The organism is Spirillospora sp. NPDC000708 (assembly GCF_040299565.1).
GTDB lineage: Bacteria > Actinomycetota > Actinomycetes > Streptosporangiales > Streptosporangiaceae > Spirillospora.
Genome location: NZ_JBEPCJ010000050.1, coordinates 44471 through 60403 on the forward strand (window position 1 = coordinate 44471; position 15933 = coordinate 60403).

Below are 15933 nucleotides of genomic sequence, written 5' to 3' on the forward strand. Positions count from 1 at the left end.
TCCGGCTGCCGCACGGGCAGGGTCAAGGCGGGCGGTCGGTGAGGACTCTCCCCCGAGGGGAGACCCCACAATGGGCGGCATGACGTACCTGTCCATCGGGGACTTCGCGCGCGCCACCCACATGAGCGTGAAGACGCTGCGGCACTACCACCGGGTCGGGCTGCTCGAACCCGCCCACGTGGACCCGGCCACCGGGTACCGCCGCTACACCGCCGAGCAGATCCCGACCGCGCAGGTCATCCGCCGTTTCCGCGACCTCGGCATGCCGCTGAACGACATCGACGCGGTGCTCGCGGCGCCGGACGTGCACGCCCGCAACGAGCGGATCGTCGCGCACCTGCACCGGCTGGAGGACGACCTCGGCCGCACGCGGCGCGCCGTCGCCGCGCTGCGCGACCTCCTCGCGCCTCCCCCGGCGGACGCGTCCGCGAACGTCGAACTGCGCAGCGTGCCGGCGGTGCGCGCCGCGGCCGTCACCGGTGTCGTCGACGTCGCCGACATGGCCGCGTGGTTCGAGGGCGCGCTAGGTGAGCTGTACGGGACGCTCGCGGCGCAGGACGTGCGGGAGACCGGCAATGCCGGCGGCGTCTTCGCGGACGAGGTGTACACGCGGCATCGCGGCGAGGCGACCATCTTCGTGCCGTGCGCGGGGACCGTCCGCCCGATGGGCCGCGTCGTCCCGCATGAGGTGCCGGCGGCGGAGCTGGCCGTCATCACGCACCACGGGCCGCCCGCCGAGGTGGACCGTTCCTACGGCATGCTCGCGGCGTACGTCTCGCGGCACGCGCTCGCGGTGGACGGTCCGATGCGCGAGTACTACCTCGTCGGCCGCCGCGACACCCCCGACCCGTCCCGCTGGCGCACCGAGATCGGCTGGCCCGTCTTCCAGACCGCCCCCGCCGGCACCACCACCCCGCCCCAGCCCGCACGAACGGACTAGCCCGAACGCACCCGTCCGTGAGCCCCACCTGGTGTCGCCCAGATGTCCTCCGGACGCACCGTCCGGGCGCGCCAGGCGTCCACTGCGGGTTGCCTCGGCGCCATCGGCCGCATGCGTTCCCACGCGCCTGGCGGCCCGGAACGGTGGCGTCGCCGGGGAGGCGGCACGCTTGCGGCCGACGACTGCGGTGCTCGGGGATGCAGGGCATCCGGCTACTGCTTCCGCGACGGCGCACCGGGCGAGGCCCGCATCCCGGTGAGGCAATGGTGGTCGGGGGCCTGAGCCGTCGCGCGAGCGCGTTATCTGACCGGCGGGGCGATGCCGGAGGCGAGCCCCGCCGGGAAGCTCGCGAAGCGAGTTCGCGCTCGCCCAAGCCCGGTCAGGGTGCGAGCCGCTAGGCGAGCGCCCTGGGCCGGGCTTGTGGAGACACAGCCGCTAGGCGAGCGCCCTGGGCCGGGCTTGTGGAGACACAGCCGCTAGGCGAGGCGCTTGGGCCGGTCTTGCGAAAATACCGAGAGGTCTTCGCCGACCTGGCGGAGGCCTTCGAGGTCGTGGACGTCCTCGGCCTGGGCGGGGACGGCGGTGACCGGGACGGTCGGGTGCGTCGAGGCGAAGTGGTCGCGGAGGCGTTCCTCGCGCGCGGCGAGCTGCATCCGGTCGGTGTGCAGGCGGAGCAGCGCGGCGGTCAGGGGGTGCTCGCCGCGTTCCTCCAGGGTCTCGGCGGCGGCCTGGCTGCGCGCGGCGGACAGCCCGTCGGCGGCGGACTCGTGGACGCGGTTGACGACGAGCCCGGCGAGCGGCATCCGCTCCTCGGCGAGCCGCTCGACGAAGTAGGACGCCTCGCGCAGCGCGTCCGGCTCGGGCGCGGCGACGACGAGGAACGCGGTGCCGGGGGTCTGGAGCAGCCGGAACGTCTTCTCGGCGCGCTCGCGGAACCCGCCGAACATGGTGTCGAACGCGGCGACGAACGTCTGCACGTCGCGGAGCAGCTGGACGCCGAGGACCTTGTTGATCGCGCCGGTGAACATGCCGAACCCGGCGCTGATCACCTTGACGCCGAACCGGCCGCCGGTCTTGGCGGGGGCGGCGAGGATCTTCATGAAGCGGCCGTCGAGGAAGCGGCCCATCCGCTCGGGCGCGTCCAGGAAGTCGAGGGCGTTGCGGGACGGCGGGGTGTCGACGATGATCAGGTCCCAGGCGCCGGAGCGGTGCAGCTGCCCGAGCTTCTCCATCGCCATGTACTCCTGCGTGCCGGACAGGGACGAGGAGAGCGACTGGTAGAAGGGGTTGGCGAGGATCTGCTTGGCCCGGTCGGGGTCGGCGTGCGCCTCGACGATCTCGTCGAAGGTCCGCTTCATGTCGAGCATCATGGCGTGCAGCTCGCCGTCGCCGTCGATCTCGATCCGGCGCGGGTTGTTGTCGAGCTCGGACAGCCCCATGGACTGGGCGAGGCGGCGCGCCGGGTCGACGGTGAGGACGACGACGTCGCGGCCGCGCTCGGCGGCCCGCACGCCGAGGGCCGCGGCGGTGGTGGTCTTGCCGACGCCGCCGGACCCGCAGCACACGATGATCTTGGTGCGCGGGTCGTCGAGCAGCGCGTCGACGTCCAGCGCGGGCGGGTTCTTGGCCGGGCTCATTCGATCTCCAGGATCACGCTGGTTTCCTGCGGAGGGCGGCCGCCCGGCGACGAGGGACGCGGGACCTCGATCCGCCCGGTCATGCGGCGCCCTGGGCGCGGAGGGCGGCGGCCAGGTCGTACAGGCCGGCGAGGTCCATGCCGTCGGACAGCATCGGGAGCGTGTAGCGGGGCCGGTCGACGGACTCCAGCCGCTCCTTCTCGCGGCGCTGCAGCGCGGTGCGGCGGGCGTGCTCGCCGGCCTCGGCGGCCAGGACCGCGGCGATGGACTCGGCGTCGTGCTCCAGCCCGGCGGCCTTCACGCCGCGCAGGATCTCGTCGGTGTCGAGGGTGCCGGCGGCGGCCGCGGCGAGGTCGTCCTCGGACAGGACGGGCTGGTGCTCCATGTTGACGATGACGCCGCCGACGGGCAGCCCCACCTCGGTGAGCTCGCGGATGCCGTCCATCGTCTCCTGGACGGGCATCTCCTCCAGCAGGGTGACGAAGTGGACCGCGGTCTCGGGGCTGCGGACGACCTTCATCACGGTGTCGGCGTGGTTGCGGACCGGTCCGACCTTGGCGAGGCCGGAGACCTCGTCGTTGACGTTGAGGAACTTGGTGATCCGGCCGGTGGGCGGGGCGTCCATGACGACGGCGTCGTAGATGAAGGAGCCGTCCTTCTTCTTCCGCCGGACGGACTCGGAGGTCTTGCCGGTGAGGATCACGTCGCGCAGGCCGGGGGCGATGGTGGTGACGAAGTCGACGATGCCGAGCTTGGTCATCGCCTTCCCGGCGCGCTTGAGGTTGTAGAACATCTCGAGGTACTCGATGAGCGCCTCTTCGGTGTCGACGGCGAGCGCGTGGACGTCGCCGCCGCCGGGCGCGACCGCGACGCGGCGCTCCTCGTAGGGCAGCGGAGGGCAGTCGAAGAGCTGGGCGATGCCCTGGCGGCCCTCCACCTCGACGAGCAGGACCTTGCGGCCGCCGGAGGCCAGGGCCAGGGCGAGTGCGGCCGCGACGGTGGTCTTTCCCGTCCCGCCCTTGCCGGTGACGACGTGGAGGCGTACGCCGTCCCAGTCGGTGTCTCTCGCGCTCACCCGATCGACCATATCGTTCACTCGGCAAGGACTTTAGAGGGCGCCCTCCCCGATGCAAGTGATCCCTGACACGATGCCCTACGCGTCGGTAGATCGCTCGCCGGGGCCGTTGTGCCGGGCGTGCCCGCGAGGTTAGCTGGGAAACGTGAGGCCGGCCTTCGGGCCGGTACGTCCGCACCCCGACGGGTACGGACCGTCCACGAGCGAAAGGTGGCCCGTGATGGCAACGGTGGCCCTGATCATTGTGTTGATCGTCGTGGTGGGCGGTTTGATCACGCTCGCCTCGTCGCTGCGCGTCGTGCAGCAGTTCGAGCACGGCATCGTGTTCCGGTTCGGCCAGGTGCAGCGCGGGGGCCAGCTGCGGCCCGGTGCCGTCCGCCGCCCCGGCCTGACGGCGATCATCCCGTACGCCGAGCGGATGCAGAAGGTGAACCAGCAGACGGTCACGATGGGGGTGCCGGCGCAGGACGGCATCACCCAGGACAACGTGAGCGTGCGGGTCGACGCGGTCGTCTACTTCCGGGTGGTCGACCCGGTGAAGGCGATCGTGAACGTGCAGAACTACGGGTACGCGATCTCGCAGGTGGCGCAGACGTCGCTGCGGTCGGCGATCGGCCAGGCGGACATGCAGGAGCTGCTCGGCGAGCGCGAGAAGATCAACGTCCGGCTGCGCTCGATCATCGACGAGATCACCCAGGATCCGTGGGGGATCCTGATCGAGCGGGTGGAGATCAAGGACGTCTCGCTGCCGGAGGGCATGAAGCGGTCCATGGCGCGGCAGGCGGAGGCGGAGCGGGAGCGGCGCGCCCGCATCATCACGGCGGACGGCGAGTTCCAGGCGTCCAAGCGGCTGGCCGCGGCGGCGGAGATCATGTCGCAGGACCCGGCGGCGCTGCAGCTGCGGCTGCTGCAGACGGTCGTGGAGGTGTCGGCGGAGAAGAACAGCACGCTGGTGATGCCGCTGCCGGTGGAGATCCTGCGGTTCTTCGACAAGATGAGCGGCGGCGGGGACGGCGGGTCCCAGTCCGCGGCGAACCGGCTGGACCTGCGGGAGCGGCTCGCGAAGGCGGAGGAGGACCTGGCGAAGGCGGCGGAGCAGCCGTCGACGCTGGAGTCGGCGGAGGACGTCCCGCCGGTCATCGGGCTGGACGACCCGCGGCCGCACCACGGGGTGGCGCGGGGCGAGAAGTCCGACGAGGTGCGGGGGCCGAAGGAGGGCGAGCGGCGCGGCATCGAGGGCGGCGACCGCCCGGCCGGGGGCGGTGCCTCCGAGCAGGAGCCTCCCACCGACTTCTGACGCCAGCCGCCTCTCTCGTTCACGCGCGCGCCCGCTGCGGGCGCGCGCGTGACGTGTGTACGCCCGCTGCCGGCGGGGCTCAGGGCGCCGCGGGGACGGGCTCGGGCTCGGCGGCCTTGGGCATGGTCAGTGCCCGCACGCCGGGGACCGCGGCCGTCCCCAGGCAGGTCGCGCCGACCAGCACCGCGCTGATCATGAGGGGGACGGACGCGCCCCACGCGGACGCGGCCCACGGGGCGAGGGCGTAGCCGAGCGGCGCGGCGCCGAGGGAGAGCAGCCAGTCGTAGGAGGTGACCCGCGCCAGCGACCGCTGCGGGATGGTCAGCTGGACGACGGTCTCCCACGTGGGGTTGAGCACGCCGAGCCCGGTGAGCGCCAGCCCGTACGCCGCGATGACCAGCGGCGCGGGCGCGGCGGCCGCGAGCAGCGCGAGCGGCAGCGCGAACGCGGCGAGGCCGAGGTTGGCGACGAGCACCGGCCGGTGCGGCCGGACGCGGGCGGCCAGCAGCGCGCCCGCGACCAGCCCGACCGCGCCGACCTGCACGGTCGCGACCCAGGTGCCCTCGCCGCCGAGCCGGTCGACGGCGATGGCGGGGCCGAGGGTGAGCAGCACGGCGGACGCGCCGTTCCAGGCCGCGTGCGCGATCAGGCTCGTCCAGTACCAGTCGCGGGAGCGGACCTCGCCCCAGCCTTCGGCGAGGTCGCGGAGCAGGCGGCGGCCCGATCCGCCGTCCGCGCGGTCCGGGGCGGGGGCGCGGCGGACGCGGGCGAGGGCGAGCAGCGCGGCGCTGGCGGCGAACGAGGCGGAGTCGAGCAGGAACGTCCAGCCGGGCCCGGCGGTGAGGACGAGGGTGCCGGCGAGCGCGGGCCCGGCCAGGCGGGTGGCGCCGTTGGCGGTGCCGAGCAGGGCGTTGGCCTTCCGCAGCCCGCCGGCCTCGACCGTGCCGGTGATCATGGGGGAGATCGTCGGGGTCTGGAAGGCCGACGCGGCGCCGCCGACCGCTTGGGCGGCGGCGAGGTGCCAGAGCCGGGGGTGCCCGCCGAGCAGCTCGATCGCGGCGAACAGTTGGGCGCCGCAGCCGGCGAGGTCGGTGGCGACGGCGACCGTGCGGGCGTTGAGCCGGTCGGCGAGGACGCCGCCGACGGGCAGCAGGAGCAGGCGCGGCACCATCGCGCAGCCGAGCACGAGGGCGAGCGCGGACGTGGAGCCGGTGGCGCGCAGCACGGCGAGGGCGAGCGCGGCGGGCACGGCGGCGTCGCCGGTGAGGGACAGCACGCGGGCGGTGAACAGCAGCCGGAAGTCGCGGCCGCGCAGCGGGTGGGCCATGGCGGCAATGTAATTCGCCACCGAACTATTCGTCAAAGAATTATTCGCTGCCGAAGTAGCGAGGGTCGTACGATCCGTGCATGGACGGCAGCAGGGACGGCGGCGGGGACGGCGGGCCCGGACCGCGCGACCGGAGCGGCGCGGCGGCCCCGCGCGACCGGGCCGGCGCGGGCGAGCCGCGCGACCGGACCGACGAGCACGTCGCGCGGTGGACGCGGATCCTGACCGACCTCGATCCCGACATCGAGGGCTCCGTCACCCGGATGATCCGCTTCGTCGAGCACATCAGGCGGGTGAAGGACCGGTCGCTCCTGGAGTACGACCTGCACCGGCACGAGTACGACACGCTGCAGGCGCTCGGCGGCCGGCACGGCCGAGCCGCCCCGTCGGAGCTCGCCGCCGACCTCGGCATGCCGCCGAACTCGGTCACCGGCCGGCTGGACGCGCTGGAGCGGCGCGGGTTCGTCCGCCGGACCCCGTCGGCGACGGACCGGCGGCGCGTCCTGGTCGAGCTGACCGAGGAGGGGCGCGCCGCGTGGCTCGGCGCGATGGGCGGCGTCGGGCACGAGGAGTACCGGCTGCTCGGCGGCCTCACCGCGGACGAGCGCCGCACGCTGTCGGACCTCCTGCGGCGCGTCATGGTGCGCGCCGAGCAGGAGGCCCGAGAGGGGTGACGGCCGGGCCGCGGGGGCCCGCCGTCATGCCGCGAGCGCCGGGTCGGGGTAGTCCTTCAGCTTGATCGCGGTGGCGGCCTGCGTCGCCAGCTTGTCGAGGACCTTCGTCAGCGGGCCCCTGGTCAGCAGCTTGTACAGGGTGGCGCGGCGGCGCAGCGAGCCCGCGCTCTTCGGCGCGAAGAACGACCCGGCGCCGCCCGCGACCCGCTGGCACGCCGTGGTGAACTTCTTGATCGCCTTCTCGTAGGCGGCGAACGCGGCGCGGTGGTCGCCGCCGGCGGCCGCCAGCTCCCCGGCCAGCACGTACGCGCAGACGACCGCCAGCCCGGTGCCCATCCCGCCGCAGGTCGCGCCGTACCCGGCGTCGCCGAGCAGCGCGACGCGGCCCTTCGTCCAGGAGTCCATCCGGACGATGCTGATCGAGTCGCAGTAGAAGTACGGGGCGTTCCACATGTCCTGCAGCAGGGTGCCGGTGTGCCAGCCCATCCCCTGGAACCGGTCGGCCAGCGCGCGCTTCTGCCCGTCCACGTCGCGGTGGTGCGGCCCGAGGCGGTCGTCGGTGAACACGCACATCACGTTCGCGCCGGCGCCGCCGCGCGTCGGGTAGACCGACACGCCGCGCCCGACCTCGCTGTACAGCTTGCCGGTGTCGAGGCCGAGCCGGTTCGGCGCCTCGAAGATCGCGACGTGGTGGCCGGAGTCCTTGACGTACCGCGACTCGTCCCCGAACGCGAGCCGCCGGACGTTGGAGTGCAGCCCGTCCGCGCCGATGACCAGGTCGAACGCGCGGGGCGCCGCGTGCTCGAAGGTGACGTCCACGCGGTCCCCGGTGTCGGTCATGGTCGCGATCGAGTCGCCGAAGACGTACTCGACGCGGTCGCGGGTCAGCGTGTAGAGGATCTCGGCGAGGTCGCCGCGGTGGATCTCCACGTCGCCGCCGGTGAAGGAGTCCGGCAGGCTGACCTGGACCCGGCCCTCGGCGTCGACCATGTCGAGCGCCCCGCCGTGCGTCTGCCGCCGCCGGATCTCGTCCAGGACGCCCATCTTCTCGAGCACGCTCAGGTGGACCTCGCCGCGGAAGTCCACGGCCTGCCCGCCGGGGCGGATGCCCGGGGCCCGCTCCACGACCGTGACCCGGTGGCCGTGGCGGCTCAGCCAGTAGGCCAGGGAGGGGCCCGCGATGCTCGCACCCGAGATCAGCACGTTCATGGTCATCGTCGTCTCCGTTCGTCGTCGTTGACACAGAGACTCGGCGGACGCCCTGACCGGCGGCGCACCGCTCGCTGACCGCCGGGGGCCCGGCGGCGTCAGCCCCGGTCAGGACGCCGGCCCAGGGCAGGACGCCGGCCGGGCCCACCGGCGGCGAGCCGGGTCAGGCGGCGGTGAGGACGAGCCGCCCGCGCAGCCCGCCCGCCTCCAGCCGCTCGTGCGCCTTGGCGGCCTCCTCCAGCGGGAACGTCCCGGCGACGCGGAGCGCGAGGCGCCCCGCGTCGACGAGCGCGGACAGCTGCTCCAGCCGCGCGCCGTCCGCCCTTATCCACACGTTGTGGACGGTGATGCCGCGCAGCGGCACCGGGGCGGCCGGACCGCCGCTCACCGCGACGAACACGCCGCCGCCCCGCACCGCGTCGAGCGCCGAGACCGACAGGAGCGCCGCGTCCAGCGCCCCGTCCACCCCGCCCGGCACGAGCGCGCGCACCGCGTCGCCGAGGTGGACGCCGCGCGGGACGAACCACTCCGCGCCCAGCTCGCGCACCAGCGCCTCGTCCGCCTCCGACGCCGCTGCGACGACCCGCAGCCCGCGCAGCACGGCGAGCTGGACCGCGAACCCGCCGAGCGCGCCCGCCGCGCCCGTGACCAGCAGCGTCCCGCCGGCCGGGAGGTCCAGCAGGTCGAGGGCCTGCGACGCGGTGAGCCCGTTCAGCGGGAGCGTCGCGGCCTCGGCGGGGGACGCGGAGCGCGGCGCGCGCGCGACGGCGGACGCGTCCAGGACGATCGCGTCCGCGTAGGCGCCGAGCGGGACGTCCAGCCGGTCCCGGAGCCCGACGACCGGGTCGCCGGGCGCGAACCGGGTGACGTCCGGGCCGACCGCGTCGACGGTCCCGGCGACGTCCCAGCCGATGCCGATCGGGCCCCGCGAGCCGAACGGGGGCATCAGCCCCGCGTCGGCGAGCAGCCCGGCGCGGGTCGCCGCGTCCACCGGGTTCACGCCGGCCGCCGCCGTCCGGATCCGCACCTGCCCGGGTCCCGGGCTCGGCTCCCCGACCTCGGCGACCTCCAGCGCGGCCGGTCCGCCGGGCTTCTCCACGATGATCGCGCGCATGCCGAAACTCCGTTCCTGACGTGGGAGGGAAGCGGGGAAGGCCCCCGCGGTACGGCCACTGTCGCCCGGAACATCGCGACGGCGGAAGAGGTTACTTCGGAGTGCGATCGGCACCCGGAGGTGAGTCCGCAGCATGACGACGATGACCGCGGCCGAACGGCGGCGCGAGGCGAAGGCCGCCTTCGACTCCTACATGGACGCCTGCCCGACCCATGACGTCCTGGCCGTCCTCGGCAACAAGTGGACCTCGGTGGTGGTGTTCCAGCTGACGCAGGGGTCGCGCCGGTACGCCGACCTCGCGCGCGCCCTGCCGGGCGTCAGCGCCAAGATGCTCACGCAGACGCTCCGCTCCCTCGAACGGGACGGGTTCGTGGCGCGCAGCGTCACCCCGTCCGTGCCGGTCCAGGTCGAGTACACGCTGACGCTGCTGGGCGAGCGCCTCGTGCCGCTGCTGGCGTCCGTCCGGCACTTCGCCGAGCACAACATCGCCGAGATCCGCACCGCCCGCGAACACTACGACGCGACCGCCACCGACTGACCCCGGCAAGGCCAAGGGCGCGCTCCCGGCGCGGCACAAGCCGGTGCGGCCAGGCCGCTGGCAAGCCGGTACGGCGCGCGGGCGCAGCACGTTCTTGGAAGCGCCGGTCCGGCGCGGCGCGCCATGCTCCGGGGTGAACGCATTCGGCGAACCCCGGAGGTCGAGCATGCCCACCGCCGTGATCGCGGTCGTCGCGGTCTTCTTCCTCGGGATGGGGGTCTACGGCCTCGCCGCGCCGGCCGCGCTGATCAGGCCGTTCGGGGTCGTCCTGGGGTCGCCCGCCGCCCGGACGGAGGTCCGCGCCGTCTACGGGGGGTTCGGCGTCGCGATGGCGGGACTGCTCGCCGCGGCGGCGGCCGACGCGCATGGCGTGCGGCAGGGCGCCGTCATCTCGGTGGCGTGCGCGCTCGGCGGGATGGCCGCCGGGCGCCTCGTCGGATGGGCCGCGGACCGGTCCGGCGGCTTCTACCCGACGTGGTTCTACTTCTGCGTGGAGGCCGCCGCCGCGGGCGCGCTGGTGGCGGTGCTCTGAGGGCGGGTTCCGGCGGGGGCGCGACCCGCTGATCGCTAGGCTGAAACCCATGAAGAAGTGGGAGTACGCGACCGTTCCGCTGCTGGTGCACGCGACCAAGCAGATCCTCGACAACTGGGGCCAGGACGGGTGGGAGCTCGTCACCGTCCTGCCGGGCCCGAACCCGGAGAACCTGGTGGCCTACTTCAAGCGCGAGATCCAGTCGTAGCCTGCCGAAGGTCACCGCAAGCACGTGAGAACGCCTCAACGAGGAGGAACGCCATGAGCACGCCCGAAGAGCGCATCATCGAGCTGGGGCTGGAGCTGCCCGAGGCCGTCACGCCGCTGGCGTCGTACGTGCCGACCGCGCGGACGGGCTCGCTCGTCTACACCTCCGGGCAGGTCCCGCTGGTGAAGGGCGAGATCAAGGTGACCGGCAAGGTGGGCGCCGAGGTCTCCGCCGAGGTGGCCGCCGAGCAGGCCCGGATCTGCGCGCTGAACTGCGTCGCGGCGCTGAAGGCCGAGCTCGGCGAGCTGTCGCGGGTGGTGCGGATCGTCAAGGTCGTCGGGTTCGTCGCGTCCGCCCCGGACTTCTACGGCCAGCCGCAGGTGATCAACGGCGCCAGCGACCTGCTGGGCGAGGTGTTCGGGGACGCGGGCAAGCACGCCCGCAGCGCCGTGGGCGTCGCCGTGCTGCCGCGCAACGTGCCCGTCGAGGTCGAGCTGATCGCCGAGGTCTCCTGACCCGCGCCCGGACCGGCCGCCGGACCTGTCGCCGGGCTTGACGGAACGCCATTCGGTATGTCCGAATGAACCGCCATGAGTGCGACGAGTGGGGCGGGGCGATGGTGAACGGGCTGAAGCTGCCGGAGACGATGCGGGACCAGATCGACGACATCCTGTCCGGCAGGGCGCAGCCGGCCCCCGCCCGGCACGCCGCCACCGTCGTCGTCCTGCGCGACCACGACCGGCACGGGCTTCAGGCGTTCATGCTGCGCCGGGTGCGGTCCATGGCGTTCGCGCCCGGCGCCTACGTCTTCCCCGGCGGCTCGGTCGACCCGCGCGACGGCGAGGCCGACCTCGCCTGGTCCGGGCCGTCGCCCGCCGAGTGGGGCGCGGCGTTCAAGGCCGACGAGAAGACCGCCCGCGAGCTGGTGTGCGCGGCGGTCCGGGAGACGTTCGAGGAGACGCTGGTCCTGCTGGCCGGCCCGACCGGCGACTCCGTCGTGGACGACACCCGCGGCGACGACTGGGAGGCCGACCGGCAGGCGCTGCTGGACCGGTCCCAGTCGTTCGGCGGGTTCCTGGACCGGCGCGGCCTCGTGCTGCGCTCGGACCTGCTGCGCCCGTGGGCGCACTGGATCACCCCGAAGATCGAGCCGAAGCGCTACGACACCCGGTTCTTCGTCGCCGCGATGCCCGAGGGGCAGCGCGCGCGCGACGTCAGCACCGAGGCCGACCAGGTCGCGTGGGTGCGTCCGGCGGAGGCCGTGGAGCGGGCGCAGGCCGGCGAGTGGTTCATGCTGCCGCCGACGCTGGCGACGCTGAGCGAGCTGGCGGCGTTCGACACGGTCGCGGACGCGCTCGCCGCGCCGCGCGAGATCATCGTGCACGAGCCCACCGCCGAGATCATCGACGGCGAGGCGTGGCTGGTGCTGCCCGAGAAGGCCGCCGAGTACTACCCGAAGGGCTAGCCGGGACGTGCCGCGCCGGGTGCCCGCTCGTGGAGGCTGGTCGCGGGCCGTCATGTGGCGGCTGGCGGGCACGTCCGCGCTGCGGCGCCTGGAGGCACTCGGCTGGAACCCGGTCCGCCACCCCGATCGGGCCTCGGGCAGGATGGGCGATATGAGCGAGATCGATGGGATGGGTACGGAACGGGCGACCTGTGTGCTCGCGCCGAACCCGTCCGCGATGACCCTGGACGGCACCAACACCTGGATCATCGGGGAGCCCGGCGCCGAGGAGGTCGTCGTCGTCGACCCCGGCCCCAAGGACGGCAAGCACCTGCGCCGCGTCGCCGACCTGATCGCGGGGCAGGGGCGGCGGGTCGGGCTCGTCCTGCTCACCCACGGCCACCCCGACCACTCGGCGGGCGCCGCGCGGTTCGCCGAGCTCGCGGGGGGCGACAAGGGGACGGGCGTCAAGGTGCGGGCCCTCGACCCGCGGCACCGGCTCGGCGACGAGGGGCTCGGCGAGGGCGACGTCGTCACCACCGGCGGCCTCGAACTGCGGATCATGGAGACCCCGGGCCACAGCGACGACTCGCTCACGTTCTGGCTGCCGGCGGACCGCGCCGTCCTCACCGGGGACACCGTCCTCGGCTACGGGACCACCGTGCTGGAGGGGAGGCTCGGCGACTACCTGAGCTCGCTGGACCGGCTGCGGGCGTTCTCCGCCGAGCGGGACGCGGCCGTGATCCTCCCCGGACACGGCCCGAAACTGGACGACCCGCTGGCCGCCCTCGACCACTACATCGACCACCGCCGCGAGCGCCTCGCGCAGGTCGAGGCCGCCGTCGCGGCCGGCGCCGGCACCGCCCGCGAGGTCGTCGAGATCGTCTACGCGGACGTCGACAGGTCGCTGTGGCCGGCGGCCGAGTGGTCCGTCCAGTCGCAGCTGGACTACCTGAACGAACGCCGCTGACGCTCCGGCCTGACCCTCCGCGCGCCGCTGAGCGGGGGCCGGGACGGCCGGGCGGCCGGCGGCGCCCCTACTTGGAGCGCTTGCGCAGCCGCTCGATGTCCAGGATCACCACGGCGCGCGCCTCGATCCGCAGCCAGTTGCGCTGCGCGAAGTCGGCGAGGGCCTTGTTGACCGTCTCCCGGGACGCGCCGACGAGCTGCGCCAGCTCCTCCTGGGTGAGGTCGTGGTGCACGTGCAGGCCCGCCTCGGACGGCTGCCCGAACCGCTCGGCGAGGTCCAGCAGCGCCTTCGCGACCCGGCCCGGCACGTCGGTGAAGACCAGGTCGGCCATCACGTCGTTGGTCTTGCGAAGCCGCTGGGCGAGCGCGCGTAGCAGCTGCACGGCGACCTCGGGGTGCCCGGTCAGCCACGGCCGCAGGTCGTCGTGCCCGAGCCCGGCCAGCCGGCACTCGGTCACCGCGATCGCGCTCGCGGTGCGGGGCCGCGGGTCGAACAGCGACAGCTCGCCGAACATCTCGCTCGGGCCGAGCACGCTCAGCAGGTTCTCGCGGCCGTCGGGCGCCGTCCGGGTCAGCTTGATCTTGCCTTCCAGGACGACGTACAGCCGGTCGCCCGTCTCCCCCTCGTTGAAGAGCGTCTGACCGCGTGCCAGACGCACCTCCGTCACGTTGGCGCGCAGCGCCTTGGCACCCTGCTCGTCGAGGGCCTCGAAGAGCGGGGCTCTGCTCAGAACGTCCACGTCGCGGTCGGTCACGCTTCTCCTCCTCGAACACCTACATGCATAGTGTGACGTACGTCCCACCGCGTACGTGAAGGTAGGGTCACGGCGCGCCGAAACGCAGGACCGCCTCCACGATCCCGTTCGCCCAGTGTACGGACCATCCGGTGAATGCCATCACACCGGTCTCTTCCCCGTTTTCCGGACGGCCCAGCGCCGCGGGCGGGTGCTCTATCGTGATCACCGTGCCGCAGTCCTCGCCCGCCCGGCTCCCGCGGGGCCGCCACGCGCTGTCCCGTGCGGAGGTCGACCGCGTCCACCGGGGGCGCCTGCTGGCGGCGATGGCCGAGGCGATGACCGAGAAGGGGTACGCCGGCACGTCCGTGGAGGACGTGCTGAAGCGGGCCCGGGTGTCCCGGCAGAGCTTCTACCGGCTGTTCTCCTCCAAGCTCGACTGCTTCATGGCGGCGTTCGACCAGGCCGGCGAGCTGGTCCGGGACCGGCTCGCGGAGGCGGCGCAGGGCGGCGCCGACCCCGCCGACCGGTTCGAGCGGGCGATCACCGTCTACCTGGACGTCCTCGCGTCCGAGCCCGGCTACGCGCGGGTGTTCCTGGTGGAGGTGTTCGCCGCCGGCCCGGAGGCCGTGGCGCGCCGGTCGGCCGTCCAGCGCGACCTGGCGGCGGCGCTCGCCGACCTGATGGGCGCGTCCGGGGAGCGGGCGCGGTTCGCCTGCCAGGTCGTGGTCGCGGCGGTCGGGACGATGGTGACGCCCGCGGTCGCGTCCGGTGACGTGGCGGCCCTGCGCGCCGTCGGCCCCCCGATCGTCGAGCACGTGCGCGCCCTCGCCCGCTCCGGTGTCCTCGACGGCTGAGTCAGCGCCGGGCGATCTCGGCGCGGACCGTGGTGACCCAGGGGTTCGGCGGGAGGGTGACGGTGAGGCGGCCGGAGGCGGCGGCCGTGGCCGTGACGCGGCGGCCTCCGACCGTGACGGTGTAGCGGGCGCCCGGACGGTAGGACGGCGGCGTCGTGACGGTCGCGGTGCCGCTCGACCTCAGGGTGAAGCCGGCGGACGTGGCGCCGCTGAGCCGGCTGAACTCCCGGGGTGCGCGCCTGTCGAGGGAGATCGTCCAGCCCCACTGTGTCCAGGTCCGGTCGATCGACTCGTACGAGACGCGCGCCGGCGGGCGGGACGGGTGGGCGAACGCGCTCATCAGCGGGCCGATCTCCTCGCGCAGGTCCCGTGCCCAGTACGGGAACGTGTGGGTGCCGAAGGTGTAGTCGTCGAACCGGCTCGGGATGCCCAGCCGCTGGATCCGGCGGTGGAAGGTCAGGGTCGACTGGTGGGTGAGGGCCTCGATCCCCACCGCCGCCGGGTCGGGCACCCCCTGGTCGAGCGGGCCGGGGAGGCCGGTGGCGGTGTAGAGCGACAGCCGGGTCCCGCGCAGGTTGGCGGCGAGGGTGGCGGGGTCGTGGCCGCGCCAGTTGACCGCGTCGGCGACCCGCGAGCCGAAGACCGCGTCGGGCGGGACGCCGTCCTCCACGGCGGCGACGTAGGAGATCACGCCGTACGCTCCGGCGGCGGTGAGCGGGTCGTGGGCGATGTCGGGGGCGCCGGAGAACGAGGTCGCGGAGCCGAACATGTCGGGATGCCGGGCGGCGTAGCTCATCGCGCCGAACCCGCCCTGCGACAGGCCCGCGACGGCCCTGCCCCGCCGGGCCGCCACGGTCCGCAGGTTGCGGTCGATCCAGGGGACGAGCTGCCCGACGTGGAACGTCTCCCACCGGGACGGGCCGAGTTTCGTACCCGGGTCCGCCCAGTCGGTGAACCAGCCGCCGCCGTCCCCGTCGAATCCGGCGTCCGGCATGACGGTGATCAGCGGTCTCCCGGCGGTGGTGGCCTCGGCGCCGCCCTTCCGGACCCAGTCGGACGCGCGCCCGCCCGTCCCGTGGAACAGGTACAGGACGGGATACCGCGCGGTCTTCGACGGGTCGTAGCCCGCCGGGAGCAGGACGCGGACGTCCACGGCCCGTCCCAGGGCGGCGGTGCCGACCCGGATCGCGTACTGCCGGTCGTCGATCCGCTGGACCCGCTCCACGCGGATGCCCGCCGCGTCGGCGAACCGCACGGACGCCGTGGTCGGCGCGGCGGCGGCGGGCCGCCCCGCTCCGGCGAGGACCAGGCCGGGGGTCCCCGTGAGCAGCAGCGTCGTGGTGATGAACCGTCGGGTGCGCATTCGGGACCTCCTGGG

Annotated in this window: 18 protein-coding genes; 10 read left to right on the forward strand and 8 right to left on the reverse strand. The window is 74.1% G+C overall.

What is annotated here, in order from left to right; translation table 11 throughout:
• The first annotated feature begins 79 nt into the window (after positions 1-79).
• Positions 80-940 (forward strand): MerR family transcriptional regulator, encoded by an 861-nt coding sequence (locus ABT299_RS30470; RefSeq protein WP_500252835.1) that lies wholly within the window; start codon positions 80-82, stop codon positions 938-940.
• Between the two features lie 476 nt (positions 941-1416).
• Here the strand turns inward: ABT299_RS30470 and bagB are convergent, their stop codons facing one another.
• Positions 1417-2577 (reverse strand): ATPase BagB, encoded by a 1161-nt coding sequence (gene bagB / locus ABT299_RS30475; RefSeq protein WP_190856036.1) that lies wholly within the window; start codon positions 2575-2577, stop codon positions 1417-1419.
• Positions 2578-2656: 79 nt separating this feature from the next.
• The gene (gene bagA / locus ABT299_RS30480) at positions 2657-3652 is read right to left on the reverse strand and encodes an ATPase BagA (protein WP_347256650.1); all 996 of its coding nucleotides are present in this window, start codon (positions 3650-3652) and stop codon (positions 2657-2659) included.
• Positions 3653-3872: 220 nt separating this feature from the next.
• Here bagA and ABT299_RS30485 point away from each other — a divergent pair, with 220 nt between their 5' ends.
• The gene (locus ABT299_RS30485; RefSeq protein ID WP_387032766.1) at positions 3873-4949 is read left to right on the forward strand and encodes a slipin family protein; all 1077 of its coding nucleotides are present in this window, start codon (positions 3873-3875) and stop codon (positions 4947-4949) included.
• Between the two features lie 79 nt (positions 4950-5028).
• On the opposite strand, the gene ABT299_RS30490 is transcribed toward ABT299_RS30485, so the two are convergent.
• The gene (locus ABT299_RS30490) at positions 5029-6276 is read right to left on the reverse strand and encodes an MFS transporter (protein ID WP_433144020.1); all 1248 of its coding nucleotides are present in this window, start codon (positions 6274-6276) and stop codon (positions 5029-5031) included.
• 80 nt (positions 6277-6356) lie between these two features.
• Here ABT299_RS30490 and ABT299_RS30495 point away from each other — a divergent pair, with 80 nt between their 5' ends.
• Entirely contained in the window at positions 6357-6950 is a 594-nt protein-coding gene (locus ABT299_RS30495; protein WP_387032769.1) for a MarR family winged helix-turn-helix transcriptional regulator, read from the forward strand.
• 24 nt (positions 6951-6974) lie between these two features.
• Here ABT299_RS30495 and ABT299_RS30500 read toward each other — a convergent pair whose 3' ends face one another.
• Together ABT299_RS30500 and ABT299_RS30505 are read right to left on the reverse strand one after the other, a co-directional pair.
• Positions 6975-8165, reverse strand: coding sequence for an FAD-dependent monooxygenase (locus tag ABT299_RS30500; protein WP_500252836.1), 1191 nt, complete (start codon positions 8163-8165; stop codon positions 6975-6977).
• A 157-nt stretch (positions 8166-8322) separates the two neighbouring features.
• Positions 8323-9273: an NADP-dependent oxidoreductase gene (locus ABT299_RS30505; protein ID WP_500252837.1), complete on the reverse strand. Its 951-nt coding sequence runs from the start codon at positions 9271-9273 to the stop codon at positions 8323-8325.
• A 133-nt stretch (positions 9274-9406) separates the two neighbouring features.
• Here ABT299_RS30505 and ABT299_RS30510 point away from each other — a divergent pair, with 133 nt between their 5' ends.
• From ABT299_RS30510 to ABT299_RS30535, 6 genes are all read left to right on the forward strand, one after another.
• On the forward strand, positions 9407-9811 hold the full coding sequence (locus ABT299_RS30510) for a winged helix-turn-helix transcriptional regulator (RefSeq protein WP_387032774.1): 405 nt from the start codon (positions 9407-9409) through the stop codon (positions 9809-9811).
• Between the two features lie 166 nt (positions 9812-9977).
• Positions 9978-10343 (forward strand): DUF4345 domain-containing protein, encoded by a 366-nt coding sequence (locus ABT299_RS30515; RefSeq protein ID WP_500252838.1) that lies wholly within the window; start codon positions 9978-9980, stop codon positions 10341-10343.
• Positions 10344-10392: 49 nt separating this feature from the next.
• Entirely contained in the window at positions 10393-10551 is a 159-nt protein-coding gene (sp36, locus tag ABT299_RS30520; RefSeq protein WP_151540233.1) for a Sp36 family protein, read from the forward strand.
• A gap of 53 nt (positions 10552-10604) precedes the next feature.
• Positions 10605-11066 carry a RidA family protein gene (locus tag ABT299_RS30525; protein ID WP_190856044.1) on the forward strand — a complete coding sequence of 154 codons (462 nt, stop codon included), beginning with the start codon at positions 10605-10607 and terminating at the stop codon, positions 11064-11066.
• 131 nt (positions 11067-11197) lie between these two features.
• Complete coding sequence (locus ABT299_RS30530) at positions 11198-12016, forward strand: NUDIX hydrolase (protein ID WP_190856136.1); 819 nt, start codon at positions 11198-11200, stop codon at positions 12014-12016.
• A gap of 151 nt (positions 12017-12167) precedes the next feature.
• Positions 12168-12965: an MBL fold metallo-hydrolase gene (locus tag ABT299_RS30535; protein WP_500252839.1), complete on the forward strand. Its 798-nt coding sequence runs from the start codon at positions 12168-12170 to the stop codon at positions 12963-12965.
• Between the two features lie 67 nt (positions 12966-13032).
• Here ABT299_RS30535 and ABT299_RS30540 read toward each other — a convergent pair whose 3' ends face one another.
• Entirely contained in the window at positions 13033-13719 is a 687-nt protein-coding gene (locus ABT299_RS30540; RefSeq protein WP_067483689.1) for a Crp/Fnr family transcriptional regulator, read from the reverse strand.
• Between the two features lie 67 nt (positions 13720-13786).
• Complete coding sequence (locus tag ABT299_RS30545) at positions 13787-13927, reverse strand: hypothetical protein (protein ID WP_190856045.1); 141 nt, start codon at positions 13925-13927, stop codon at positions 13787-13789.
• 1 nt (position 13928) lies between these two features.
• On the opposite strand from ABT299_RS30545, the gene ABT299_RS30550 reads away from it, so the two are divergent.
• Positions 13929-14555, forward strand: a complete 627-nt coding sequence (locus ABT299_RS30550; RefSeq protein ID WP_190856046.1) for a TetR family transcriptional regulator — start codon at positions 13929-13931, stop codon at positions 14553-14555.
• Position 14556: 1 nt separating this feature from the next.
• Here the strand turns inward: ABT299_RS30550 and ABT299_RS30555 are convergent, their stop codons facing one another.
• Positions 14557-15918 carry an alpha/beta hydrolase gene (locus tag ABT299_RS30555; protein WP_500252840.1) on the reverse strand — a complete coding sequence of 454 codons (1362 nt, stop codon included), beginning with the start codon at positions 15916-15918 and terminating at the stop codon, positions 14557-14559.
• Between the last annotated feature and the right edge of the window lie 15 nt (positions 15919-15933).

What these genes read in the sequence shown, in the direction of transcription:
- bagB (WP_190856036.1), bottom strand. Translation starts at nt 2,577, where the DNA reads ATGAGCCCGGCCAAGAACCCGCCCGCGCTGGACGTCGACGCGCTGCTC.
- ABT299_RS30555 (WP_500252840.1), bottom strand. Translation starts at nt 15,918, where the DNA reads ATGCGCACCCGACGGTTCATCACCACGACGCTGCTGCTCACGGGGACC.
- sp36 (WP_151540233.1), top strand. Translation starts at nt 10,393, where the DNA reads ATGAAGAAGTGGGAGTACGCGACCGTTCCGCTGCTGGTGCACGCGACC.
- ABT299_RS30515 (WP_500252838.1), top strand. Translation starts at nt 9,978, where the DNA reads ATGCCCACCGCCGTGATCGCGGTCGTCGCGGTCTTCTTCCTCGGGATG.
- ABT299_RS30470 (WP_500252835.1), top strand. Translation starts at nt 80, where the DNA reads ATGACGTACCTGTCCATCGGGGACTTCGCGCGCGCCACCCACATGAGC.
- ABT299_RS30500 (WP_500252836.1), bottom strand. Translation starts at nt 8,165, where the DNA reads ATGACCATGAACGTGCTGATCTCGGGTGCGAGCATCGCGGGCCCCTCC.
- ABT299_RS30485 (WP_387032766.1), top strand. Translation starts at nt 3,873, where the DNA reads ATGGCAACGGTGGCCCTGATCATTGTGTTGATCGTCGTGGTGGGCGGT.
- ABT299_RS30495 (WP_387032769.1), top strand. Translation starts at nt 6,357, where the DNA reads ATGGACGGCAGCAGGGACGGCGGCGGGGACGGCGGGCCCGGACCGCGC.
- ABT299_RS30510 (WP_387032774.1), top strand. Translation starts at nt 9,407, where the DNA reads ATGACGACGATGACCGCGGCCGAACGGCGGCGCGAGGCGAAGGCCGCC.
- ABT299_RS30535 (WP_500252839.1), top strand. Translation starts at nt 12,168, where the DNA reads ATGAGCGAGATCGATGGGATGGGTACGGAACGGGCGACCTGTGTGCTC.
- ABT299_RS30490 (WP_433144020.1), bottom strand. Translation starts at nt 6,276, where the DNA reads ATGGCCCACCCGCTGCGCGGCCGCGACTTCCGGCTGCTGTTCACCGCC.
- ABT299_RS30505 (WP_500252837.1), bottom strand. Translation starts at nt 9,273, where the DNA reads ATGCGCGCGATCATCGTGGAGAAGCCCGGCGGACCGGCCGCGCTGGAG.
- ABT299_RS30530 (WP_190856136.1), top strand. Translation starts at nt 11,198, where the DNA reads ATGCGGGACCAGATCGACGACATCCTGTCCGGCAGGGCGCAGCCGGCC.
- ABT299_RS30525 (WP_190856044.1), top strand. Translation starts at nt 10,605, where the DNA reads ATGAGCACGCCCGAAGAGCGCATCATCGAGCTGGGGCTGGAGCTGCCC.